13 protein-coding genes and 1 tRNA gene are annotated in these 25,129 nt (G+C 66.5%); 6 read left to right on the top strand and 8 right to left on the bottom strand.

The window, feature by feature from the left end:
• Nucleotides 1-27 precede the first annotated feature (27 nt).
• From ACPPVX_RS13565 to ACPPVX_RS13550, 4 genes are read right to left on the bottom strand one after another with little or no spacing between them, the layout of a single operon-like run.
• Nucleotides 28-3,117 carry a type III restriction-modification system endonuclease gene (locus ACPPVX_RS13565; RefSeq protein ID WP_426571092.1) on the bottom strand — a complete coding sequence of 1,030 codons (3,090 nt, stop codon included), beginning with the start codon at nucleotides 3,115-3,117 and terminating at the stop codon, nucleotides 28-30.
• A gap of 5 nt (nucleotides 3,118-3,122) precedes the next feature.
• The gene (locus ACPPVX_RS13560) at nucleotides 3,123-4,997 is read right to left on the bottom strand and encodes a site-specific DNA-methyltransferase (protein ID WP_426571091.1); all 1,875 of its coding nucleotides are present in this window, start codon (nucleotides 4,995-4,997) and stop codon (nucleotides 3,123-3,125) included.
• Nucleotides 4,985-5,746, bottom strand: a complete 762-nt coding sequence (locus tag ACPPVX_RS13555; RefSeq protein WP_426571090.1) for a DUF4391 domain-containing protein — start codon at nucleotides 5,744-5,746, stop codon at nucleotides 4,985-4,987. Before ACPPVX_RS13555 ends, ACPPVX_RS13560 begins: the two co-directional genes overlap by 13 nt.
• Nucleotides 5,743-9,030 carry a helicase-related protein gene (locus tag ACPPVX_RS13550; protein ID WP_426571089.1) on the bottom strand — a complete coding sequence of 1,096 codons (3,288 nt, stop codon included), beginning with the start codon at nucleotides 9,028-9,030 and terminating at the stop codon, nucleotides 5,743-5,745. Before ACPPVX_RS13550 ends, ACPPVX_RS13555 begins: the two co-directional genes overlap by 4 nt.
• A 212-nt stretch (nucleotides 9,031-9,242) precedes the next feature.
• Here ACPPVX_RS13550 and ACPPVX_RS13545 point away from each other — a divergent pair, with 212 nt between their 5' ends.
• Nucleotides 9,243-12,650 (top strand): TM0106 family RecB-like putative nuclease, encoded by a 3,408-nt coding sequence (locus tag ACPPVX_RS13545; protein ID WP_426571088.1) that lies wholly within the window; start codon nucleotides 9,243-9,245, stop codon nucleotides 12,648-12,650.
• A 19-nt stretch (nucleotides 12,651-12,669) separates the two neighbouring features.
• Here the strand turns inward: ACPPVX_RS13545 and ACPPVX_RS13540 are convergent, their stop codons facing one another.
• Nucleotides 12,670-14,562, bottom strand: coding sequence for a helix-turn-helix domain-containing protein (locus tag ACPPVX_RS13540; protein ID WP_426571087.1), 1,893 nt, complete (start codon nucleotides 14,560-14,562; stop codon nucleotides 12,670-12,672).
• Nucleotides 14,559-16,151, bottom strand: coding sequence for an NERD domain-containing protein (locus tag ACPPVX_RS13535; RefSeq protein WP_426571086.1), 1,593 nt, complete (start codon nucleotides 16,149-16,151; stop codon nucleotides 14,559-14,561). Before ACPPVX_RS13535 ends, ACPPVX_RS13540 begins: the two co-directional genes overlap by 4 nt.
• A 609-nt stretch (nucleotides 16,152-16,760) precedes the next feature.
• Here ACPPVX_RS13535 and ACPPVX_RS13530 point away from each other — a divergent pair.
• The 4 genes from ACPPVX_RS13530 (at nucleotide 16,761) to ACPPVX_RS13515 (ending at nucleotide 19,735) form a co-directional block, all read left to right on the top strand.
• A complete protein-coding gene (locus ACPPVX_RS13530) occupies nucleotides 16,761-17,606 on the top strand; it encodes a hypothetical protein (protein ID WP_426571085.1) in 846 nt (281 codons plus the stop codon).
• Complete coding sequence (locus ACPPVX_RS13525; RefSeq protein WP_426571084.1) at nucleotides 17,603-19,030, top strand: hypothetical protein; 1,428 nt, start codon at nucleotides 17,603-17,605, stop codon at nucleotides 19,028-19,030. Before ACPPVX_RS13530 ends, ACPPVX_RS13525 begins: the two co-directional genes overlap by 4 nt.
• Nucleotides 19,031-19,210: 180 nt before the next feature.
• A tRNA-Thr gene (locus tag ACPPVX_RS13520) sits at nucleotides 19,211-19,287 on the top strand.
• Nucleotides 19,288-19,543: 256 nt separating this feature from the next.
• A complete protein-coding gene (locus ACPPVX_RS13515; protein ID WP_426571083.1) occupies nucleotides 19,544-19,735 on the top strand; it encodes a Flp family type IVb pilin in 192 nt (63 codons plus the stop codon).
• Between the two features lie 181 nt (nucleotides 19,736-19,916).
• Here ACPPVX_RS13515 and ACPPVX_RS13510 read toward each other — a convergent pair whose 3' ends face one another.
• Nucleotides 19,917-21,689 (bottom strand): hypothetical protein, encoded by a 1,773-nt coding sequence (locus ACPPVX_RS13510; RefSeq protein WP_426571082.1) that lies wholly within the window; start codon nucleotides 21,687-21,689, stop codon nucleotides 19,917-19,919.
• A gap of 219 nt (nucleotides 21,690-21,908) precedes the next feature.
• On the opposite strand from ACPPVX_RS13510, the gene ACPPVX_RS13505 reads away from it, so the two are divergent.
• Nucleotides 21,909-22,802, top strand: coding sequence for a M23 family metallopeptidase (locus tag ACPPVX_RS13505; RefSeq protein ID WP_426571081.1), 894 nt, complete (start codon nucleotides 21,909-21,911; stop codon nucleotides 22,800-22,802).
• A 9-nt stretch (nucleotides 22,803-22,811) separates the two neighbouring features.
• Here ACPPVX_RS13505 and ACPPVX_RS13500 read toward each other — a convergent pair whose 3' ends face one another.
• Nucleotides 22,812-25,124 carry an FdhF/YdeP family oxidoreductase gene (locus tag ACPPVX_RS13500; protein ID WP_426571080.1) on the bottom strand — a complete coding sequence of 771 codons (2,313 nt, stop codon included), beginning with the start codon at nucleotides 25,122-25,124 and terminating at the stop codon, nucleotides 22,812-22,814.
• Between the last annotated feature and the right edge of the window lie 5 nt (nucleotides 25,125-25,129).

The following is a 25,129-nucleotide window of genomic DNA, read 5'->3' as shown; positions in this document are numbered from 1 at the left end:
TGCTCTGTGCGTTCAGGGTCGCCCCTGTCAGCTCGAGGCGGAGGGGGCTCCGACGAGTTGCATCAGTTCGGTGTAATCGGTGACCACGTCGTAGACGACCGGCCTTGGATGCCCATCGGACAGAGCCGCAAAGAACTTGCGGGCGCACTCGATCTTGGCGTCCTCGATTCCCTTGAGCTGGAGGGTCGAAAGCGAGCCCTTCGTTTCTGCAACGAAGTAGACGTGCTGGACCAGTCCCTCTTTGAACGCGATCGCCCAATCCGGGTTGTAGTCGCCTACCGGCGTCGGGATGAAGAAGCCACGCGGCAGCTTGGCGTAGACGACGACCTCGGTGCCGGTGTCGAGCGCAGCGACGAACTGGCGCTCGACCTTCGAGTCGGTCACCACGTAGTCGTAGATGTGTTTCTGGAGCTTGTGGCCGGCGTTGGCGAAGTCCTGCGTGGTCTGATTCTCCGTGAAAATGGCGCTGTCATGGCGGTCGTTGAGCGGGTCGTAGGTGAGGTGCTCGACGATCACCGTGGCCTTCTGCTCGTTCACGAGACGGGCGCACTCGGTGATGAACTGTTCGGGGTTTTGCCGGTACTTGCTGAACGTCCCGGGCTGGATGCCTTGGAGGATCAGACTCACCGTCCGCCGTGTCAGCTGGGTCTTCTCGGCAATCTCTCCGAGGAGGTCGTAGCGGACATGGGAGGACGCCGTCTTGGTCTCGGTGTGGGTGGTGGTCGTGTCGACCTTGAAGCCCGAGCCGGCTGCAAGGTCATCCGCTTCGAGGTCGGCGACCTGGGTGCCCTTCTCGACCACGTACTGCAGGGGCGCGACGCGGAGCTTGGCGTCGAGCGTGGTGATGCACTTGTCGATGAGCTCGGCTGAATCGAACTCCACCTGGTACACGGCCTTGTGGTTGATGCGGTTCCACAGGTCCTGGAACTCCTGACGTGCGAAGTTCTTCTCGTTGAGTGGAACACGCTTGGGCTTGCGGCCATCGATGGGCAGAGGGATCCCCAGATCAAGCGAGTCCACGAGTTCAGCGACCTGGTAATGAAACGCGTCGAGGTCAGCGGGCAGCCGCGGGAGTTCAGCGTCTCCCCGCTGCAGCCAGGCCTCGGTGAGGTGCTGGTCGTAGTCGATGAAGCCGTTGACGGTGAGCCAGTGCTGCAGCTGCTTGGCCTGGTCGAGGGTGATGGCCACCCGCTCCCCCGAATGGACATCGACGAGCTCCTTGCCGACGAAGAACTCGGGGGTCGCCTTGCGGGGACGGGCCGAGAGCGACTCGACGATCTCCCTCTGGAGGCCCCCGACGAAGTCGGTGTACGACTCGTCGGTCACCACGGTGAGCACGTTGATGTCGTGGACGGTCGCTGGGTTGTCTTGGCGTTCGCCCTGCTGATCCACCGAGAGGCGCAGGCCTCGGCCGATCTCCTGACGGCGCGAGATCGTGTTGTCGCTCTTCTTCAGCATCCCCATCACGAACACGTTGGGGTTGTCCCACCCCTCTCGAAGCGCAGAGTGAGAGAAGATGAATCGCACGGGCTCCTCGAGGGAGAGCAGGCGTTCCTTGTCCTTGAGGATGAGGTCGTAGGCGCCAGCATCGGTCGACTGGCCCTTCTCATCGCCACTCTTCTTGATCTCGGGGTCGACGAGCTGCTTGGTCTTCCGGTCGATAGCGAAGTAGCCCTCATGGACGGTGCTGACGGAATCTCGCCGTAGGTACATCTGGTAGGCAGCAGTCGTCGGGTCCAGGGCGAGCTCGCCCAGGATGTCGGCGACCGCGTCGGCGTACTCCACTTCGAACACGCGGGCGTAGTCGCCCATGGTGTCTTCCTGGTCGTAGTCGCGATACTTGGCGACCTCATCGATGAAGAACAGGGACAGGACCTTGATCCCCTGGCTGAAGAGCTCTCGCTCCTTGTCGAGGTGAGCCTGGATCACCTCGCGGATCTGGATCCGCCGCTTCGACTCCTCAGTCACGTCGCGGTCGGCCAGCTGCCCGGCGATGACCTCATCGCCGTTGCTCAGCTCCAGCACGTCCTGCGTGGCGTCGATGTCGGTGACGAACAAGTCCTTGTATGCCTCGATGCCCCCGGAGAGGATGTGCAGGTTGCTTCCTTGTTCGAGACGCTTGGTTTGCCGCTTGATGCCGGTCTTGGTCTGGACCTCGATCTCGACCCGCGCCCGGGGCTTGGCACCCTTGGCCACCTCGATTCGGTCCAGGTAGAGGTAGGCGGAGGTCCCGGCCAGGCCCTTCACGGTGATACCTCGCACCGCAATCCGCTTCACCAACCTCTCCTTGTAGGCGTCGATGGCATCGAGGCGATGGACCTTGGTGTGTTCCATCCGGTGGGTAGCCGAGTACCGCAGCACCATCAACGCGTTGAAGCGAGACAGTGCTTCGAGGGACTTCGGCGCGCCGATCTTCTGTGGCTCGTCGATGATGACGATGGGCCGATTCGCACTGATGACGTCGATGGGCCGTCGCGACTGGAAGTCATCGAGCTCGTCGTAGATGCGACGGTTGTCCTTGCCGGTGGCATTGAAGGCCTGGATGTTGATGATCATCACTTGGACGCCCCCGTCGGAGCTGAAGCGCTCCAGCTCGTGCAGCTGAGACGAGTTGTAGATGAATGACCTGGGCTTGGTGCCGTAGAGCTCCTGGAAGTGATCAGCTGTTACCTCGAAGGTCTTCTGCACGCCTTCGCGGATCGCCACGCTCGGCACGACCACGATGAACTTGCTCCAGCCATAGCGCTGGTGCAGTTCCATCATCGTCTTGATGTACACGTAGGTCTTCCCAGTCCCCGTCTCCATCTCGATGTCCAGGTTGGGCGCCCCGGGGGCTGCCTTGCTGTCCACGAGCTGCTTTGAGAGCGGGAGCTCGCCAATTCGCTGGACCGCGTTGACGTTCTCACGGAGCTGCTGACCCTTCAGTGCGATCTCAGCGTTTCGCAGGCCTGAGTCCAGCCGGCCGTCAAGGTCGAGTGTTGGTTGGGGCGCCGACACTCGCGTTCCAGGGTCGATCAGGTATGAGACTCCGTCCGTCCGGGGTTGTCCTGCGAAGCAGTCCACCACGGCATCCGTAGCCTCCGTCTGAAACCCTTGCACCTTGAATCGAAGCTTCATGGGAGCTAGATGACCTTGACGTCGGTGTTCGGTGACACCTCAGCGAAGATCTGCTGGGCATTGATCCGATCGGCATCTGAGGTGAACCCGGAATCGCGAAACACGGCTCGGAGCGGGGTTCGAGCAGCGATCGCTTGGAGCACCTCGCGGTCTACTGAGGGATCGAAACATCCGATGAGAGCGCCACTCTCAACAACAAACAGATCGTGTCGGCCTATCCGATCGATCTCAATGGACATGGCGAGATCTAGGGCCCAATCAACGAGCACCTGGAACAACAAATCCTCAGACTTCCTATCGGCCTTTACGCTCGCCTCGAGCAATCCCAACTCATGCTGGATGAGATCGTCCGGCATCGATGTCAACTCGACAAGGTTCGTGGAATCGACTCGCAGCGCCCGGAAACCCAGGTCGCGACTTTGATCCTCGCCGCCCTCGGCAGCGAGGGTCTGCCCCACCCTAATCATTCGCTGCCTGGCAAGCTCAGCAATGTTCTGGATCCCCAGCTTCCCAGCCTCGGATGTAACCGGCACCGGATCGTCGATCTGGACCAACACGTATCTACGACTTCCGTGATCCTCTTCGTTCATCCGAAGTACCGCCTCGCCCAGGGAACCGGACCCGGCGAAGAAGTCCAGAACCAGGGAATCCGGGCGGGCTCCGATCTGCAGCAGGACTTGCAGTAGACCAACCGGCTTCGGCGTGTCGAACACGGCCACGCCGTCGAACAGCGCCTTCAGCTCGTTCTTGGCTGACTCGTTCGTCCCCGCCTCCGCTGCGAAGATCATGGTCTCTGGCGTGAGGCCTCGATCTTTGGCGTTCAGATAGGTCTTGATTCTTGGGACCCCATTGCCATCGCGTCCGAACCAAATGCGACCATCCTCGATGGCCGCATCCATTACTGCCTTTGTGTACGCCCAACAGCGGCCGCTCGGCAGTGCGTGGAGCCGCCCGTTCGGGGCAACGAGGTCGTAGAACTGCCCTGCGGTACCGTGCCCCGCCTGCGCGTGTGCCGGGTCCGACTTCCAGGCGCCACGCGGATCATTGTCGGGATTCGTGTACGCCGCGAGCGCTTTCTCAGACATTGGCAACTGTTGAATCGAGAGCGGATTGTCGGCATTGCGCCCGTAACAGAGGACGTAATCATGCCGATACGATACCACCTTGCGGTTCTCCCGATTCGTCCTCTTCTCCCACACGAACGTGGCGATGAAGTTCGCTGCACCAAAGATAGAGTCGCACAGCTGACGAGCGCGCGGACCTTCGTTGTCATCGATCGACATCATGATGACGCCATCCGGACTCAGAAGGTTGCGGGCCAACCGCAGCCGCGGATACATCATGCTCAGCCAGTCGGAATGGAACCTGCCATTCGATTCGGCATTCGCAACGAGCCTTGAGCCCTCCTCGTTGGCCTGACCCGAACGCTCCAGGTACTCTTCCGTGGATTCCGCGAAATCATCGTCATAGATGAAATCATTCCCAGTATTGTAGGGCGGATCGATATAAATGAATTTGACCTTGCCAAGGTACGGTTCCTGGAGGATCTTCAGAGCATCCAGGTTGTCGCCCTCGATGAAGAGGTTCTTCGTGGTGTCGAAATCCACCGATTCCGCGCGGACCGGACGCAAGGTCTTTGCAATCGGCGCGTTGGCAGCGAAAAGGGCAGCCCGCTTACCCGGCCAGTCCAGTCGATAGCGCTCCTGCGGTCCCTCCACCACGTGGTCTGAGAGTTCCTGGCGAAGCAGGTCGAAGTCGATTGCCTCGATGGGGTTCCCCTCCTCGTCCCGCCCCTCGGTGACGACGGCCGGGAAGAGCTCCTTGAGCCGCGTCACGTTCTCGGCTGTCAGGTCGGGCGAGTGCATCTTCAGCTTGTCCACGGAGTTCCCTTTCCGAGCGCGGGCTCGGCAGTGAGTGGTGCGGGTGCAGTGAGTGGTTCGGGTGCAGTGAGTGGTGCGGGTGCAGTGAGTTCGGCGAGCTCGACGGAGAGGGCACGGACCTGCCGCCGAAGTTCGATCTTGCGATTCAGTTGGGGTTCCGAGCCCATTCGGCGCTCGAGCGCGACGATCTGGCGCTCCAGCTTCCGAGCTTGCTCCAGCCTCACTGTCATCTCGGCCAGGCGCTCGCCGGGCAGGGGATCGAGGGGAAGAAGCGGCCCGAGTAATGCGGCGTAGAGGCCGGCGAGGTCGAGTGCGGTTGGCAATGGCTGGCGGGCACAACCGCTTGGCGCCCAGGGGGTGCTGACGTACGGGGCCAACCTGGGGGTTTTGCCATCGAGACGCTTGTAAGCCGCCACCATGCGGGTCTCGGCCTGCGCACCCGCAGCCCGAGTGACCTCGAACACGATGGGGAAGGGCACCGACCGATCAATGGCCGCCAACACCGTGTCACTGACCTCGTCGCCCTTCGCGTCGATGACGAACACCTGGATCTCGGGAACCTCGTCGCTGCCTCGGAGGTGAATGGTCGCGTCGGCCAGCTTGTAGGCCCAGGTGATTCGTTGGACCTCCGTCACGAACAGGTCACGCGCGGATGCTGAGACCCCCCCACGTTCGTAGAACTTTGTCTTCGGCACCACCCGCCCGAAGCGGGCAGCCGCCGGCCAGCGGTAGAGGATCACCTCGCTCATTCCGCTTCACCATGGTCCGGCTCGACCACTGCGAGAAACGCAATCAGCTCGAAGTCATCGAGCCCGTTGATGGCTTGACTCAGCGCCGAGGTCGATCCGGGAGTGAAGAGGCTGTCGAGATCCTGCTCGTCGGTCACCTCGACCATCGACCGGATCGCCGAGGTGAGCAGACCCGAGTAGTGGGACATGTCCGCGCCATCGTGCGTTGCCGCGTTGAATGCGTCGCAGACCGCTGCGATCGGCTCGTCCTGCGACCGGCACCCGACACGGATGAGGTCCAGCAGGTGCTTGACCTCGGTGTGGTCGGCGATCACGTTGCCATCGTCGTCGAGGTACAGGAGGTAGTGAGGGTGGAGGCGGTTACCCCGGTTGATGTGCTCGTCGGCTTGCGCGTTGCGCAACGCGAACAGCACTCCTGGGCGCAGCCCACGATCCGGCTGCGCGGGGATGACGGCGTGGAGGCCCTTGGGCGCGGCGGCAAGGTCCCCGTACTCCTTCACGTAGCCGAGGAGGTCCATCCGGAAGTCGTTGAGCCCGAGGTCCGTGATGGAGATACCGGTGCGCACGTCCTCGAGCTCGATGACCTCTTCCTGCAGCTTGCGCAGCTGCTCACGCCGGAAGGCGGTGTCACTCGATTCCTGGGTGAGTACGTTGTCGTCGGCGGTGGCGGCCAGGTCGGCGATCACCATCCGGTTCTCCACGCGCTCTTTGAGGTTGATGTACTCGTCGAGCGAGAGGTCAGGCCAGAAGTTGACGAGCTGGATTCGTGCGTTCGTCGAGCCGATGCGATCAATCCGGCCGAAGCGTTGGATGATCCGCACCGGGTTCCAATGGATGTCGTAGTTGACCAGGTAGTCGCAGTCCTGGAGGTTCTGCCCCTCACTGATGCAGTCGGTGCCAATCAACAGGTCGATCTCGCGTTGTTCTCCTGCCATCACGAGGTCGCGTGACTTGGAGCGGGGCGAGAACAGGGTGAGCACTTGCTGGAACGCGAAGCCCTTGCCCAGAGTGGTGCGGGGGCTTCCCCCACCGGTCACCACCGCTGTCTCGAGGCCCAGATCCGCCAGCCGTGGGGTCAGTTCTCGATAGAGGTAGTTGGCGGTATCGGTAAACGCTGAGAACAGCAGCACCTTGCGATTGGCTGGGTTCAGTGGGTCGGCGACCTTGGCTCGGATGCGCTTGGCGAGTTCCAGCAGCTTGAGATCGTGCTCTGGCGTAACCGGAGCGATGCCAGACAGGAGTTCAGCGATCACTGCTGCGTCGTGGTTGAGGTCTCGCCGGAACGATTCGATGTCGATGTCGGCGAGGTCGACCTGCACCTTGTTGCCAACCGTGTTTGCTGGTCCGATGTCGAAGTCGTCATCGTCCGCGTCGAAGTCGGCCAGGGAGGCGGCCAGATCAGTGAACGTGGCGCCGCCGCCATGATCCTCGACCGCCTGCACGGATTCGGCGACGGTCTCCTGCAAGCGGCCGAGCGTGAGCCGGAACGCTTCCACGGAGCTCTCCAGCCGCTTGAGCAGGTTCACCGTCATCAGCTTCTGGATGCCGCGCTCACGACTGGCCTGCCCCAGGTTCGACACGGCACCACCCCGTGTGTTCAGGCCGGCTGTCACGTTGCCGTACTGCTGCTCGTATTTGGCGATCCTGCTCGGGAACACGTAGGTGAGCGGCGCATACACGGCGAGGGTTAGCGAGGACAGAAGCTCGAACAAGTCGTTGAACGAAGGCACCTCGGGCAGGTCGGTGAGCGCCGACCGGATCGAGATCGGAGGAAGGCGTTCGGGGAACGCGCCGATCTCGGACGTGTCGTAGAACGCTTGGATGTGCTTGCGCGAGCGGGCGATGGTCACGGCATCGAGGATCTCGAAGAAGTCGAAGTCGAGCCGATCGAGGATCGTCTTGGTGGTCCGATCGGCGACGGGCAGCTTCGACCACTCGTTGAAGACTCGCTGGGCCTGGCGGAACACTTCTTCGATGCTTGTCGAGATCCCGAGCCGCGACGACAGCTGCTCCGAGTCCCCTTCGTAGGCAAGGGCCAGTTGATTTCGCAGATCAGTGAAGTGGTTGTTCACCGGAGTGGCCGACAGCATCAGGACCTTGGTCTTGACACCCTGCTGGATCACCTGGCGCATCAGTCGCTGATATCGGGATTCCTTCTCCTCAGAGAAGAGCGCGTTGCGGAAGTTGTGTGACTCGTCGATGACCACGAGGTCGTAGTTGCCCCAGTTGACCCGATCCAACGGGATCCCCAACGATTCACCTCGGGTCCTCGAGAGGTCCGTATGGGCCAGCACGTCGTAGTTGAAGCGGTCCGCCGCGAACAGGTTCGTGGTGAGGTTCGCGTTGTAGTTCGTCCAGTTCTCGGCGAGCTTCTTCGGTGCAAGGACCAAGACCGACTTGTTGCGCAGCTCGTAGTATTTGATGACTGCGAGCGCTGTGAAGGTCTTCCCGAGGCCGACGCTGTCGGCGAGGATGCAGCCGCTGAAGGTCTCGAGCTTGTTGATCACACCGGTGGCAGCGTCCCGCTGGAAGTTGTAGAGCGCCTTCCAGATCGCAGTCTCCTGGTAGCCGGTGAGGTCGTTGGGCAGTACGTCTTCGCTGATGTCTTCGAGGAAGTCCGCGAACAGGTTGTAGAGGATCAGGAAGTAGATCCGGGCAGGGCTGTTCTCGGCATACACCGAGGCGATGTGGTTGTGGACTGCCTCGGTTACGTCTTCGAGCTGTGTCGCGTTGTGCCAGATCTGATCGAACAGCGCCACATACTGCGCCGCCATCGGTGCCTCGTCGACCTTGGTCACCACATTCGATACCGCGTCGCCCCGTTCGTATCCGAGGTCGGCTGAGGTAAATCCCTGTAAGGGCAGGTACGCGGCGCGGTCGTCCACGACGGCGAACTGTTGCATCGGTGCACCAGTGGTGTTTGAACGGAACCGCACTTTCTCTCGCACCCAGGCAGCGCATTCCCGGGCGATGGCCCGCTGCGTCATTTTGTTGCGCAGCCGGATCTCGAACTCCGAGCCGTAGAGGCTCGACTCGCCATCGTGGGCGTGGGGGATGAAGAACTCGCGACGCTCCTTGGGCAACCGATCGGTGGCCTTGTCCTGCACGAACGACGGCGACGTGAAGATGAACTCGAGTTCCCCGATTCGCTCAAGCTCGTCGCGCAGCGCTTCGAACGCATAGATCGAGAAGGTGGACGCAGCGACCCGCAACTTCGAGCCGCTGCCAAGCTCGGAACGCAGATCGTCGCCAAGTAGTTCGTTGACGTTGTCGATGATCCGCACTCCCCGCCCCTCCCCATCCTGGCTCCGCGCTGGCCGAGCGTCCCATCTTGCCTGCCCTGGAAGCCTCGCGCTGCGGAGTCCGCCAGTCGCCAGAGATCATGCACCTTCAATCGAGGATGTGGTGAGACCAAATCGACCAGTCGGCCACAGCTGCAACGCCGGTGGCATGATCAGTGCCCGACCGTCCTCAGGTCGGGCCTGGGGAGGTTCACGTGGCGGAGCGACTGCTGACGCCGTCGAAGATCACGGCGTGGCTGGACTGCGCCCACTACCTGACGCTCAAGCATGAGGTAGAGGTCGGGACGCGTGCCGAACCGGCGCAGGTGTTCGGCACCTTCGCCGAGCTCCTGAAGCAGAAGGGCGAAGAGCACGAGGCCACCTGCCTCGCCGACTACGAGGCGCGGGGCAAGACCGTCCACCGCGTCGAACCCAGGGACTTCGCTGCGCATGAGACCTTCGCTGTCTGGACGGAACGAGTCCGCCCTGCCATCGACGCCGACGTGGACGTTCTCTTCCAGATGCCGTTCGTCCATGACGGCATCCGGGGCATCGCTGACTTTCTCGAGCGCACCATCGATCCCGTGACCGGAGCGACCACATGGGAACCGGTCGATGCCAAGCTCGCCCGGAAGGCGGCCAAGCCCGGCCACGTCCTGCAGCTCTGCTTCTACGCCGACGCCATCACGGCACTCACCGGCTCCAAGCCCACGTCGCTCAAAGTCTGGCTCGGCTCCGGCCGCACCGAGGTCATCAGCTACGAGGCCGTCCGTCCCTACTGGGACCGCCTGCGTAACCAGTTGCGCCAGGTGCTCGACGCCGACCCAGCCCCCGACGCCGACGCCTCGACCTACCCAGAACCGTGCGACCACTGCGACTTCTGCGAATTCGATCAGACCTGCAAGGACATCTGGGAAGAAGCCGACTCGCTCATCTACGTATCGGGCATCCGCAAGGCCGACCGTGAGGTTCTCGAGCCCGCTGGGGTTGTCACACTCACGGCCCTCGCCATCCGATCGGCCGAGGTCGCCGACCTGAAGGCCGACCGCCTCGACCGCCTCCAGGTCCAGGCCCAATTGCAGGTCCAGGCCAAGGCCGGTGCGGAGGCGCACGACCCACCGCCCCCACCTCCGTTCCGGCCGACCGTCCCGGTCGACGAATCGCCCTGGGGCCACGGCTTCGAGCAGCTCCCGGCACCGGACGCAGCAGACATCTTCCTGGATTTCGAAGGCCATCCGTTCTGGCGCGCGGACCGAGGCCTGTTTTTCCTGTTCGGCTACATCGCCAGCGACGACGGCGGCACTACGTGGGCGTTCCACCAGCTGTGGGCGCACGACGAGGCCGGCGAACGAGACCAGGTCAAGGCACTCGTTCAGTACATCGCCGACCGCCGGACCAGTCATCCCAGCATGCACGTGTACCACTACAACCACACCGAACGGTCCTCCCTGGAAGCGTTGACCGCCGAACACGCCGTGGCCGAGGGCGCCTTCGCCGAGCTCGTCAACGACGGCGTGTTCGTCGACCTCATGACCGTCGCCAAGAGCGCGGTTCAGGTCGGCGTGCGGTCCTACGGGCTCAAGCACCTCGAGCACTTGGCGGGGTACGAGCGAAGCCACGAGATCGACAAGGGCGCCGGCGCCGTCATCGCCTTCGACCAGTACGGCCACGACCACGACGAAGCCCACCTCACGTCGATCGCCGCCTACAACGAAGACGACGCCAGGGCCACCAAGGCGCTGCGGGACTGGCTCGTCGCCCAGCGACCGGCCGGCCTGGCCTGGCGCGTACTGGTCGAGGAGGACCCCGACGACCCGGTCGACCCGTCGGAGATCGACGAGCTGCTTGAGCGCCTCGCGCCCTTCGACGAAGGCTCGATCGAGCACCTCCTCGCCGACCTGCTCGGCTACTGGGGAAGGGAGTGGAGCGCTTACATCGCCCCGATCGTCGGCACGCTGTCCGGCGAGCCCGACCTGCTCATCGACCACCCCGAGGTGGTCGCCGGCCTTCGCGATCCGGAACCGGTCGGGCGCCTCACGCCGACCGGCAAGACGTCCACGGTTCCCGGACGCCGGTTGACCTTCCCGCCACAGAAGCTGTCGAACGACTTCACCAACCGGCCTCCGAGCAAGGCGATCTTCCTTGCGCCCGACGGAAAGGTCATCTTCATCGGCATCGACCCCGTCGACGTCGACGCCCATAAGTTGGTCCTGCAGTGGAACGCAGCCGCCGACGAGCGCCGCATCGTCCCCGGTGCTCTCGTGGCCGACGAGTGGTTCAACATCAGCTCCAAGCTGTCAGCGCTGGTCAACCTGACCAAGCAGGTGCTGGATTCCGCCGAGAACGGCGACCCCAATCCGGCAACCCTCGCCTTGCTCCACGCCGATTCCCCCGTTTTTTCACCAGGGGGCGGACCCGTGGGCGGGGCCTTCTCGGACCACGTCGAAGACCTGGCCACCTGGGTGACGCAGCTCGACGCCAGCGTCCTCGGTGTCCAGGGCCCACCTGGCACCGGCAAGACGTACCGCGGCGCCCACATCGCAAAGGCTCTTGTGAAGAAGGGAAAGCGAGTCGGCGTCACCGCCATGAGCCACCACGCCATCGGTAACTTCCTCGCGGAGATCGCCGATGTGTTCGCCCAAGATCCGGTCGTGCCGCTAAGGGCGATCCGCAAGCAAGACCATCCGGGCGAGCACATTCCCGGCGTAACCACCACCAAGAAGAACGGCGACCTAGCCAAGCCCGAGTTCGACGTGGTCGCCGCCACATCGTGGGGATTCGCCGGCAAGGACTTGCTGGGCGCTCCCGTCGACGTCTTGCTCATCGACGAAGCGGGTCAGCTGGCGTTGATCGACGCGGTCGTGTCGTCGATGTCGGCCCTCAGCGTGGTCCTGCTCGGCGACCCTCAACAGCTCCCACAGGTGGCCCAGGCGTCCCACCCTCGCCAGAGCGGTGACAGCGCTCTCGGCCATATCCTCGGCAACCACGCCACCATGCCCAGCGAACGCGGTGTGTTCATCAGCGAGACCCGACGCATGCATCCGGACGTCTGCGCCTTCATCTCCGACCGCATCTACGACGGCAAGCTCACCAGCCACGCCGATTGTGCCAAACAGGGCACTGACCTCGGCACGGGGCTGCGATGGATTGAGGTCGAACACACCGGCTGCTCCACCGAATCCGAGATCGAGGCCGATGCCGTCGTCGCCCAGATCCACGACGTCCTCGGCCAGCACTGGACCGACAAACACCGTGTCTCGCACACGATCACCGCGGATGACGTCATGGTCGTCGCCCCTTACAACGACCAGAAGGACCTGCTACGAGCCAAGCTCGACGCCGACCCCGCCACGAAAGGGCTGCAGGTCGGCACAGTCGACAAGTTCCAGGGACGCCAAGCGCCGATCGTGTTCTTCACGATGACGAGCTCCAGCGCAGAGGACATGCCACGCGGCACCGAGTTCCTCTTCTCCACCAACCGCCTCAACGTCGCGATCAGCCGAGCCCAGTGCTTGGCCTACCTGGTGTGCACAGAGAAACTGCTGGCAAGCCGCGCCAAGCGCGTCGAGGACATGCTCCTCATTGGCAACCTCTGCGCCTTCGTGGAATACGCAGAACGCTGAGGCCGACACCGCCAACTTCTCACCGACGTCTCCTCTTCCGCTTCTTCTGGGGTCTGCTCGTTCGTATCGGATCTGGTCCCCGACGTGCTCCTCTGCCGTGCAGATCATCGATGAGATCGTCGAGCTGGCGAAGACTGGCGGGTCCCCAGTCGAAGCACTTGCGACAGGCCTTGCGGTCTGCGCACACCGGAGAGCGAAGGGTCACAACGGAAACGACCGGGTCTGCCTCGTCGGGATGGCGGAACCCTCGCATGCCGTGGCAGTTGCTGTACATGTGGACCACGTTGCCAAGGGGCGTGATGTAGACCGACGTGTTGGGTCCCCAATCCCGGATAGCGGTCGGCCCAATGCCCCGCTTGATCGGGCTGATGGCGCCGCGCGCCGGCGAAGCTGGAGGAGGTTTGGGCTTCGAAGCCACACTCTGGGCCCCGGGCCGCACATGGGCAGGGCGGTCAAAAGTCGTTCGTAGCGGGGCCAACGAGAGGACCTGCCGAGCAAGCTGGCGAGGCTGTGGTCCATGGCGTATCGGCACGGCGTGAGCGGTCATGGCCGCCCGTAGGACCTTGAGCTCAGCCGGGATGATCGACAAACGCCTTGCAGTCAGGCTCGCTCGTTCCTTCGCCGAACCCGTGAGGTTCGATTCGGCGGCCTGAACCTGCTGACGGACGTACGTGAACTCATCGGGGATAAGGCCGAATGCGCTCGCCTGCATGCGGAGCCTTTCCGCCTTCCCCTTCGGGATGCGTGGTGCGATCGGCGGACCGAGCTGTGCGGCCCGTTTGGCCGCATTCGCCGCGGCCATGCGATTCCTCACGAAGGCCTCGGGGCTGACGTTCTTGGCGGCTTGAACCTTCGCCTCATCCACTTCAACACCCGCCTCGATCCAGCCTTGGATCTTGGCCCAACCCAGGCCGCTGCCATCCCACCTGGCACCGGCATGGGCGCCAACGCCATGCTCCCGGTACCAACCGGCGCGATTCGGCTTCCCGACCAGACGGCGGTAATCCGCCGCCTCCGCAGCGGGGATCCCGACACCCGACCACAGGATCGCCGCTTCAGGGTCGAACTTCCTCCCGATCCACAAGGGCCACTCAGTCGCCGGGAGGCCCGTGGTCACCCAGCGAGCCGCAGTCTCCGGGTCACCCACGCTTGCAGCCGCCACGGCCCGGTCCGCGGGCAACACCTTCGCGGCTCGCCAGCGAAGCGAAAGTTCAGGGCCAAGGCCCGTTTCGATCCAGGCAAGCGCTGCGAGCAGGTCCCAGCCGGCGCCGAGCCAGTCCAGGCCGGCGGTGGTGCTCGAGTACTGGACCCATGTCTCCGCCACGAGGACCGTTGCCCCCGTTGCCACCAAGGGCCCAGCGGGTGTCGAACCCTGGACGGTGGGGGGCAGGGCGAAAGTCTCCGGGGTCAGCCCCTGCTGCTTGGCCTGCCATGCCGCCATCGGCTTCGCGCCCGCTTGAAGCCAGGCCAGCGCCTCGGAGGCATCGAATCGGTTCAACCATTGCTTGAGCACTCCGTCGGGAATCCCATTGCTGGCAAATTCCTCAGCAAGGTTCTCGTCGTGACCACCGCGCCGCAATCTCGACCGCAACGCGGCAACGTGTTCGGGGACGGGTGTGGCCTGCCGGATGGGTGCCTTTTGAACTGGAGGCTGACGCGACGATGACGAGCGGCCGAGGATCCAGTCGATGGACACATCCAAGGTGGCGGCCAATGCATCCGCGACCTCGGTCTCGGGAACATCCTGGCCAGTCTCGAAGGCCCGAAGCATTGGCCAGTCGAGCTCTCCCGCCAGGCGACGGGACGCACCCCGAGCGACCTCGTCGCCCGTCTTGTTGGCTTGGGCCCTCGCCGTCCTGAGCTTGGACCCCACATGCCCGGCCGCAGCCGAGGCCGGCTTCGGCCGCTTCACTTGCACAACCCGAGCCGGGTGCCGACCATCTCCGGCGCGATCACCACGAGTTCGCTGACGGCTCGGCTCACGCCGACATAGAGCAGAGCGTCCGGGACCCCAGCACCTGCAACCAGGATCACGGTGTCGGACTCCAGGCCCTTCGCTCGGTGGACGTTCTCGCATAGAACGCCCTCGCCTCGGTGTTCCCAGCGCACAAAGCCCTGGCCGGCTAGGAGTCGATCCCGGATAGCGCTGGCGCAGCTCAACACGGAGATCCCCGTAGGTGAGCGACCTTCGTCCCCCACCAGCCACTCGAGCTCGTTGCACACCGCCTCCGCTGCGGCGCGCACATCGTCCACAGGCACCTCGATGAATCGCACGCCCAACGCCTCGGGCGCCACCGCCGGCGCCGCACCACCGCACAACCGGGCCCGCAGCAACCGGGCGATCTGGAACGAGTTGCGGCAGTTGCTGACCAGCTCGCACTGGGCCCAACCCTCGCCCTCGCCAGGCACGGTGAACCCGCGCGGGTAGATCTCCTGTGAGGCGTCAGCCACCAGTAGCAACCGGCCGTCCTGCTCGAGCAGCCCGTCGAGCCACGCCAGCCACTGCGGGCTGAAGTCCTGACCCTCGTCCACCACGATCGTGTCGAACCGCTCCGTGACCCTCGCCCAATTGTCGGCGAGGTGCTGCGGTGCGGTGATCGTCCACCAGTCGAAGTCGGCCTCATCTGGGATCGGCAGCGACGCCATCCCGTCCAACCCCAGCGCCACCCGCAGGAACGGTCCGACGGTGAGGTCCGGGTCGTCGGGCAACCGGGCGGCCACCGCATCGGAGAGCGGCTCGTTGTAACAGGTGAACAGCACTCGCTGACCGTCCATCAGCGCTCGCCGCGCCCACGCCTCGGCTAGGCGCGTCTTGCCCGTGCCCGCCGCGCCGAGCACCAGCACCCGCGCGTTGCGGTCCAGCGTCTCCAGCGCGCCAACCTGCGCGGCGCACAGGTTGTCGAGCCGGTTGCGAGCGAAGTCCACTCGAGCCGTCGGGTTCCAGACGAAGGTGGCGTCGGGCCTCAGCACGTCGATGATCGCCTGCACGTCATCGCCGTCGAGCATCAGCTGGCTCGCCCACATCGTCGCCACCCGCTCGACGGCGTCGGCCAGATCATCCAGCTGCGAGCCGACGATCACCTGCTCGGGCTTGAGGTCGGTGCCGAGATGCCCTTCGAGGCCAGATGCGTTCGGCAGCACGACGGCGTACGGGACCTTCAGTTTGCCGAGCGCTTCGATGTTCCGAAGCTTGTCCCGTAGTACATAGGAGTTGTCGTGCGCCTGCTTGGGCGGCTGTGGCTGCATTCGGGAACCACGAGCGAACCACACCCCTTGGCGCAGCTCCGGGCGGTGGCCCTTGACCTCCAGGTCGAGCACCCCGAACGTCTCGTGGACGAGCACAACATCGAGCTCATGGTCACGCGTCCCCGCCTTGATCACGACGTTGGGCAGCACCAGCCACCCATCGCTCAAGCCGTGGACGCAGGCGTCCACCACCCGTCGCTCTGCCTCGTTCTCGAGGCCGGCGACATCGAAGTCCTCCGGAACCAACACGCCCACCGAACGCCCCTCCCGCGCCGAGTCCGCGCAGCGTAGACGTGCACCGAATCGAACGCGCCGCTGGTGGGGTTACCCGTGACACGTTGGCCCCCCGATCGTGGGCCCTGGCGGCAGCCTCACCTCAGCGTGCACACAGAGATCGGCGGCTCCCGGACGGCCGCATGGTGCTGGCTGGATCTCGGAGTCTCCGGATGAAGCCGAGTCCGTCTTTCCTACGGGACGCGCCCCGTCGACCGAGCCCACCGCTCCACATCCGGCCAGACCCAAAGCAGACCCATGCTTAGGTGGGCGACGGGCACCGGGAAATCCGAGTATCGCCGCCTCCAGGCGTGGACGGCCTGAACCGAACAGTCGAGGCGCGCGGCAACCTCAGCAACCCCCACCAACTCACCCGGGTCCACCTTTCGCGTCACGCCGGCAACCCTACGACTGGGGTACGACACCCAACGTTTGCATGCGATCGCATACGGAGTATGCTGTAGATGATCATATGCAGTGGCCCCGGCGCAGTTGGCGCTGCCCGGGGCCTGGCCGGAACCTCGTGAAAGGTACCGACAGATGAATCGTACGCAACCCAACTCCCAGATCTCCGTGTCAGCCGCGGTCGACTTGGCGATCACCCACCTGGCCTCCGCCTGGCTCTCGACCGATCAACGGACGCGGGTCGCCCGGATCCTGGAGGGCTTCGTTGGGTTCTGCCGCAACGGTTTCGGTATCGGCCTTCTCAGCGACGTCACGGCGGACGTGGCTGCGAGCTTCGTACTGGCCACTGGGCCAAACCAGACCCTTCCGTCAGACCAACTCGTCCGTCTTCGCCGGACCTCCGTGCGGCTACTATTCCGAACCGCTCGGAAAGATGGTTTCGAGGTTGGCGATCCAACGCTCGACCTGGCGGTCCCAAGTCGACCGGGGCGTCAGACTCGGCCGCTCACGGACGAGGAAGTCGTGGCCTGCCGCGGGGCTTCGATGTGGTCCCTCACCGACACCCGCCGATCTGCGGCGTGGGCGCTCGCAGAGGCGACCTGTCGCACGGGCGAGCTTCCGTTCATCCGCGTTTGTGACGTCGATTTCGACAACCGTCGAGTCTGGCTCCACGGGGGCCGCCGCACGACTCCTCGCTGGGGGCTGCTGACCGATTGGGGCCTGCCGCACGTCGAGCGACGCCTTTCGAGGCTCGATTCGCAGGAACCTGATGCACAGCTCGTCTACCAGGGCCGGAACAACCTCGAAGGTGGACGCGTCTCATCCTCACTGGCGATCTTGGATGTTCTGCGCCGGGCAGGGGTCGCTGACGACCCAAGCGTGCGACCAGCGTCGATCAGCGCCTGGGCCGGACGGCAGATCCTGGAGGAGACCGGGCGCGTCGACGTGGTCGCCCAGCGACTCGGCCTGACCCGCCTTGATACTGCGGCCGACTTCATCGGCTGGAACTGGCGCGAGGATCCCCTCGATTGACCCGCCCCACGAAGGTTGGAGTCGGCTCACTCGACCGACTTGAAGCGCTCGTCGCCAACGACGCTCTCTTCGAGCTTGCCGTTGCTGTTCCGGCCACGCCCCCGGAGCACGGGGGGCGGCCTCGGATGTACCCGCCGTATGCCTGGGTGCTCTTCGACGCCCTCCTGTCCGTCTATGGCTCTGCCCGTAGAGCCGAAGCGGAGCTTGCCCACCCGATGGTGTGGGGACACCTCCGCGGACTCATCCGACGGAAGCTGCCGGACCAGCCCGAACTGTGGCTTCCCGCACAGCCGATGCGCCGACACCACTACTCCTACGGACGTACCGAGTGGCTGACACGGCCCGACGTCCTCGCTGAGCTCCGCCACATCCAGCAGGCCACCGCCATCCGCACAGCTCAAGCGATCGGACTGCTCGACCCCGTCGGTCCCGGATCGTGGACCCATCCCCACCTGAGCCGGATGCTGTACGCCGACGGAAAGGTGGTCACTCCGCTGTTCCGCGCAAAGCCCGGCGACACCAAGCTCGACCGCGAGACCGGCGAGCTGCGGCCCGTCCGAGCCGAAGCAGACGCGGGCCTGCACGTCGAGGGCACCGGCGAGATGGTGTGGGGCACCAAGTTCGTGATCGTCGCCGTGCGCACCACCGACATCCATGGCCGGGTGATCCTCGACGCCGACTGGGTCCCAAACCCGGGAGGCGAAGCGGCTACCGCCATGGGGTCATTCGCTCAGCTCGCACCGCAGTGTCCTGGTGCACAAGGAGTGATCTACGACACCGCCTTGCGGGGTGTTCACCACCAGACGCTGCTGCGCGACCTCGGGTGGCTGCCGGTCAACAAGGTCACCGCCGCCAAAGCCCGCGTCAAGAGGCCCCGTCGCAAGGGCGGCGAACGCACCGAGAAGTCCATCCACATCGAAGACCGAGTCATTACCCTGCCCGACGGATCCAGCCACACGATCTCCCTGTTCGCCCGCGGAGGAGCGCTCGGCATCGCAGGGCTCACCGACACGGGCGAGATGGCGTTCACCGAGCTCCCCCGGGTCCGAACCCACCGCCACACCGGCAAGGTTGGATACCGCTGGTACAACGACTACCGGCTCCCCGACCACCTCGGGGGCGGCACCCTCTCCATGCGGCTCCACGGCAACGAAGAGGACAAGAAGCGCCGATTCAACCGCACCGAGAACGTCCGGCCCATCCCTCCAACCGACCCGGACTTCAAGGCGCTCTACCGTCGCCGCAACGACGCCGAATCCATCAACCGGGCCCTCGACGACACCCTCTGGCTCCGCCGAGCGCACTCGATCGGCCACGAACGCCAGCTGCTCAACCAGCTCACCCACGCCTTGATGGTCAATTCGCTCGCCCTGCACCGGCACGCGCAGCGCACAAGCGACCCGCCGCTCACACAAGCGGCCTGACCGGCTCGAGCAACTGGCTCACGCCGGCTTCAGCGCGCCCACGCACCCGCTGGACCGCTCCAGCGGAGCAGAACGCGCCTAGAAGCGGCTCCGAGGCGGCGAACGGCCCTCGCCTACGATCGGTCCTTCAGCCGACGCCGAGCGCCGGAGGGGTTTCCTTCCACGTTTCGTGCCGGCCCCGCCCGCGTAGCTCAGTTGGCCAGAGCAGCCGCCTTGTAAGCGGCAGGTCGTCGGTTCGATTCCGACCGCGGGCTCCACGCGCGGCGCATCGACCCGCTGGCGAGGGACTACGAGGTGACGTGCCGCCCCGAGCTGCTCGCCGGGCTCCTCTACGCCGGCCCCGACCGCCCTGTCGACGCACCGGTGCTGCTGCTCATCGGGCTCCAGTGACGTCGCCATCGGGTGACGTTCATGTCACCCGAAAGGGGGAGAGATCTCTAAAGGATTGCGGCGATACTGCCGATTGCAGAAGGCGTTAGACCTACCCCGTCATCTGAAAGGGCTTCCCCCACCATGCTCACCACCTACGACTTCATCTCCAACTACCTGCGGGCCCGCTTCGGCGACGACGAGCGTGGCGCCTCCCTCGTGGAGTACGCCCTGCTCGTCGCGCTCATCGCCGTCGTGTGCATCGTCGCGGTGACCTTCCTCGGCACGTCGGCCAAGGGCAAGTTCGAGACCGTCGGCTCCTCGATCGGCGCCTGAGGGTTCCGATTCGATCCGCTTGATCGGCGATGCACGATGGCCGGGCCCGGTGCCCGGCCATCGTCGCGCCCAGGAACGGGCACCCTGGGCCCGTGCCTGGATCCGGCCCCTGACCGACCGGGCAAGGGACAGGTCGTCGGTTCGGTTCCGACTGCGGGCTCCACGCCCACCGCCGGCCGTCTCAGGGACTGGGCAGCGGGCAGTCGGCGGGGTCGACGTCGAGGCCCTCGGGGACGGCGTAGAGCACCTCCCTGCCGCTCCTCTGCACCAGCTCCAGCGGGGCGGCGTTCGCCGGGTCCAGCAGCGGCTCCCACGGGCCGCCGAGCACCGCGGGCGTGACCACCACGTAGTCGGTGCCGGTGCGGACCAGGCACGCCAGGGCCGACGACCGGGGCAGCGCCGCCAGCTCCTCGGCCAGCACCTGGGTCGACTCGGGGGCGAAGCCCGAGTAGCCGTTCAGGATCGGCCGGTGGTGGGTGGTGGAGCGGTAGACGTCGTCGGCGCCGTTGAGGATGACCCCGATCCCCGACTCGCCGATCGGGAGGTAGAGGACGGCACCGTCGCCCGGCCGGGAGGCGAGGGTCTCGTCGATCGGGGTGCGCGCGGCCGGCCCGGTCCCCTCCGGCTTGGCGGCGCCCTCGGCCACCACCGCCCCCGCGAGCACCAGCACGACGAGGCCGGTGGTGATCGCGGCCGGGACCCGCCGGCCGACGGCGGTACGAGCGATGGCGTCGACCAGCACCACCACGCCGCGCGCCGCCAGCACCACCAGGCCCAGCAGGCCGATCACCCACAGCCGGCCCGGCGCCCGCACCACCGAGAAGCCGGGCACGAACCGGAACAGCACGCCGAACGGCGACCACCGGCCGAGGCCCGAGCCGCTCGCACCGAGGGCCAGCACCGCACCCACCACGACGCACCAGATGCCGAGGCGGGCGGCGTCCCAGCCCGGCGCCGAACGGCCGTGCCGCCTCCGGCCGACCACCGCCGCCACCACACCCACCAGGGCCAGGACCGTGAGCGTGAGCCCGGCGAACGCCGGCAGCCCCTCGGTCACCGGTGCGAGGCCGCCCCACAGCCGGTTCGACGCCTCCACCTGGAACAGCCGCCCCCGGAACGCGACGGTCTCGTCGAGGGTGCGCTTGAACCCCTCGTAGCCGCGCACGTTGGCGAGGTAGGGCGGGAGGGTGAACGCCACCAGCACCCCACCGACCGCCGTCGCCGCCGCCACCAGCCCCACGCCGACGCGGCCGAGGTGGCGGACCCGCACGAGCACCACCACCACGAGCACCAGCCCGAGCGACACCGCGTCGTAGAACGACACCAGCCCCTGCCACGCCACCACCACGCCGAGCAGCACGGCGAGCCAGCGGTCCGACGGGAGGTGGGCCCACGCCCCCACGTCGCCGCGGCGGTCGGCGACGATCCACACGAGGGCCACGGCGACCGGCAGGCCGGGCCGCCAGAGCATGTGCAGCTGCAGGGCGAGCTGGTGCTGGAACGGCCCGGCGACGAACGCCACGCCCGCCACCAGCGCCGGGGCGCGGCGCCGGAGCAGCACGCGGATGAGGAGGTACGCGGCCCAGGCGTCGAGCACCGATCCGATCACGATCGCGGTGTTGAGCTGCGCCGCCGGCGAGAGGCCCAGGGCCCGCAGCGGCAGCAGAGCGGCCGACACGCCGAGCAGGTGGTCGGAGAACGCCAGCGACCGCGGCGACGGGTGGTAGATCCCGGCGTTCCACAGGGGGTGCTGGCGCAGGATCGCGCCCTGGACCCAGTCGATCGTCCACGCCTGGAACTGCCCGTCACCCCGCGTCGCGGTGCGGGTGGACCAGTGCCCGATCACCTCGCTCAGCCACACGAGCGCCATGGCGGTGGCGGCGACCGCCAGGGCGAGCAGATCGACGGGTGTGTGCCAGCGGGGACCCCGCTCCACCTGAACCGCCTCAGCCACGGCCGCACGCTACCGGCGCCCACCCAGCCGAGCCCGGGACCACCGGGCCCGGAGGCGACCACCGGCCGGCGGATCCCGTCCGCGCTCGTTTCCACCAGGTCAGAGCGGTCCACTACCGTCGTCGGAACGTGACCCCGAGGCCGGGGAGGGCCCGAGATCCGCTGGCACCGTCTCCCTCGACGACGCTCCGCGCTCCTGATCAGCACCGCGACCACCCTGGTGGCGCTGCTCGGCGCGCCCCTGATCGGCCCGGTCGCCGCCGGGGCCCAGGACGTGCCGCCCACGCTCAGCGCAGCCACCGAGGCTCCCACCACCGCACCGGCGACCACCACGACCACCGCGGTGCCGGCCCCCACGTCCACGCTCTCGGCCGGCGTCGGCGTCTACAGCCCGCCGCGCTGGCTGCCGCTGCGCCGCAACCGGCCCGGCGACGAGGTCAAGGTGGGCTGCACCTACGACTCGCACGGGTCGCAGTTCGGCTACGAGTGCGCCGGCCACCACGACCGCTGGGCCCTCGACTTCATCGCCGACCCCGGCACGCCCGTCTACGCCGCCGGCGCCGGGTTCGCCACCCTGCTCACCGGCAAGCCCGGCGGCAGCGGCTTCGGCAACGTGGTCCTCGTCGACCACGGCTACGGCATCTTCACGCTCTACGCCCACCTCACCGTGGCGATGATCCCGCCCGAGGGGAAGTGGGTCGACGCGACCACGTTCCTGGGCACCGTCGGCCAGACCGGCGCGGCCTCGGCCCCTCACCTCCACTTCGAGGAGTTCAAGGGCTCGCCCGGCAGCAGCGCCCACGAGTCGATCGATCCCGGACCGCTGTTCGCCTGCCGGGGTGCGTTCCTCGTGTCCTACCCCCAGGTCGCCGGCTTCCCGTCGTGGCAGGGACTGCCGTGGGGTGCGCTCACCGTCGCCAGCGCCGGCGACGCCTGCATCGCCCACCAGCCCGCGCCCGCGGCACCCGCCACGCCGGTCCCGTCGACCACCACGCCCTCGACCACGGCCCCCGGCGGCACCGCCGACGACGACGCCAACCCCTGGACCCACCTGCTCGACCCGGTCATCGACAGCGTCGACTCGTTCACCACCAAGGTCCGCCAGCTCAGCTGAGGCGGCGGGTCAGGCCCGCTCGAAGCGGACCACCACGGCCTTGGACACCGGGGTGTTGCTCTCCTCGGCCACCGATCCCAGGGGAACCAGCACGTTGGCTTCGGGGAAGTACGCGGCGCAGGTGCCCCGCGCCACGTCGTAGGCCACGAGGCGGAACCGCTCGGCCCGCCGCTCCACCCCGTCGGGCGCCTCGCTGATCACGTCGACGATGTCGCCGTCGGCCAGGCCCGATGCCGTGCCGGCGCTCAGCTCGACCAGGTCGTCGGCGTGGACGAACACCACCCGCCGCCCGTCCTTGATGCCTCGGTAGCGGTCGTCGAGGCCGTAGATCGTGGTGTTGAACTGGTCGTGCGATCGCAGGGTCTGCAGCAGCAGGCGACCCGCCGGGACGTCGTCGCCCACGAAGGTGTTGCAGGTGAGGCGGGCCTTGCCGGTGACCGTGGGGAAGACCTGCCGGTCCCGGGGCGGGTGCGGGAGGACGAACCCGCCGGGGTGGTCGATGCGGCGGTTGTAGGCGGTGAAGCCGGGGATCACCGCCTCGATGTGCTCCCGGATCCGGTCGTAGTCCGCGGCCAGCTCGGTCCACGCGACGGCGTCGCCGGCCCCGAGGATGCGCTCGGCCAGGCCGCACACGATCGCCACCTCGCTGCGCAGGTGCGGCGACGCCGGCTCCAACCGACCGGACGACGCATGGACCATGCTCATCGAGTCCTCGACCGTCACCCGCTGGACCCGGCCCCCGGTGCGGTCGATCTCGGTGCGCCCGAGGCACGGCAGGATCAGCGCCGCGGCCCCGCCGGTCACGTGCGAGCGGTTCAGCTTGGTGCTCACCTGCACCGTGAGCGCGGTGCGGGCGAGCGCGGCAGCGGTGACGCCGGTGTCGGGGGCGGCGGCCAGGAAGTTGCCGCCCATCGCCACGAACACGTCGACCTCGCCGCGGTGCATGGCGCCGATCGCGTCGACCGTGTCGTACCCGTGGTCGCGCGGCGGGTCGAACCCGAACTCGGCGCCGAGCGCATCGAGGAAGTCGTCGGCCGGCTTCTCGTAGATCCCCATCGTGCGGTCGCCCTGCACGTTGGAGTGGCCGCGCACCGGGCACACGCCGGCGCCCGGCTTGCCGATGCTGCCGCGCAGCAGGAGCGTGTTGACCATCTCGCGGATGGTGGGGACGGCCTGGCGGTGCTGGGTGATCCCCATCGCCCAGCAGATGACGATGCGCTCGTTGGCGGCCAGCAGCTGAGCGACGCGCTCGACCTCGTCGGCCCCCAGCCCGGTGGCCGCCAGCAGCGCGTCGGCGTCGACCGTCTTCACGTGGGCGAGCAGCTCGTCGACGCCGTCGCAGTGCTCGGCGAGGAACGGGCGGTCGAGGACGCCGCCACCCCGCTCGTCGTCGAGCTCGACCAGCCGCCGGTTGAGCAGCTGGAACAGGGCCAGATCAGCGCCCAGCTTCACCTGGAGGAACTCGTCGGCCAGCGCCGTGCCCTTGCCGATGATCCCCCGGACGTGCTGCGGGTTCTTGAAGCGGATCAGGCCGGCCTCGGGCATGGGGTTGATCGCCACGATCGACGCCCCGCGCCGCTTGGCCTGCTCGAGCGCGCTGAGCATCCGCGGGTGGTTCGTGCCCGGGTTCTGGCCGACGATCAGCAGCAGCTCGGCCTCGTGGATGTCGTCGAGCGTGACGCTGCCCTTGCCGATCCCGATGGTCTGGGTGAGGGCGACGCCGCTCGACTCGTGGCACATGTTCGAGCAGTCGGGCAGGTTGTTCGTGCCGATCCGGCGCACCAGCAGCTGGTAGACGAACGCGGCCTCGTTGCTGGTCCGGCCCGACGTGTAGAAGACGGCACGGTCGGGGTCGCCGCTGGCGGCCAGGGCGTCGGCCACCACGCTGAACGCCCCGTCCCAGCCGATCGGCCGGTAGTGCTGCTCGCCCTTCGGCCGGTACATCGGCTCGGTCAGGCGGCCCTGCTGGCCCAGCCAGTGGTCGGTGCGGCCGGCCAGGCTCTCGACCGAGTGGGTGGCGAAGAAGTCGGCGGTGATGCGCCGGACCGTGGCCTCCTCGGCGATCGCCTTGGCCCCGTTCTCGCAGAACTCGAAGTGCGTGGTGGTCCCCGGATCGGGCCAAGCGCACCCCGGGCAGTCGAACCCGTCGGGCTGGTTCAGCTTGAGCAGCGTCTTGGCGGTGCGCCTGGGCCCGAGCTGGGCCTGGGCGTGGCGCATCGACGCCACCACGCCCGGGATCCCGGCCGCCGACTCCTTCCGGGGCCCGACCTTCAAGCCCACCTCGTCGTCGCGATCGTCATCGCCCGGTGCCCTGGTCGTCATCACCT

It is taken from the genome of Aquihabitans sp. McL0605 (assembly GCF_049993875.1).
Taxonomy (GTDB): Bacteria; Actinomycetota; Acidimicrobiia; order Acidimicrobiales; family Iamiaceae; genus Aquihabitans.
The sequence above is the reverse complement of the archived record's forward strand: the minus strand, read 5'-3'. Positions and strand labels throughout refer to the sequence as shown.

Bases quoted from the DNA above. Each gene is read 5' to 3' on its own strand.
- ACPPVX_RS13565 (WP_426571092.1), bottom strand. From the start codon at position 3,117: ATGAAGCTTCGATTCAAGGTGCAAGGGTTTCAGACGGAGGCTACGGAT.
- ACPPVX_RS13555 (WP_426571090.1), bottom strand. From the start codon at position 5,746: ATGAGCGAGGTGATCCTCTACCGCTGGCCGGCGGCTGCCCGCTTCGGG.
- ACPPVX_RS13515 (WP_426571083.1), top strand. From the start codon at position 19,544: ATGCTCACCACCTACGACTTCATCTCCAACTACCTGCGGGCCCGCTTC.
- ACPPVX_RS13500 (WP_426571080.1), bottom strand. From the start codon at position 25,124: ATGACGACCAGGGCACCGGGCGATGACGATCGCGACGACGAGGTGGGC.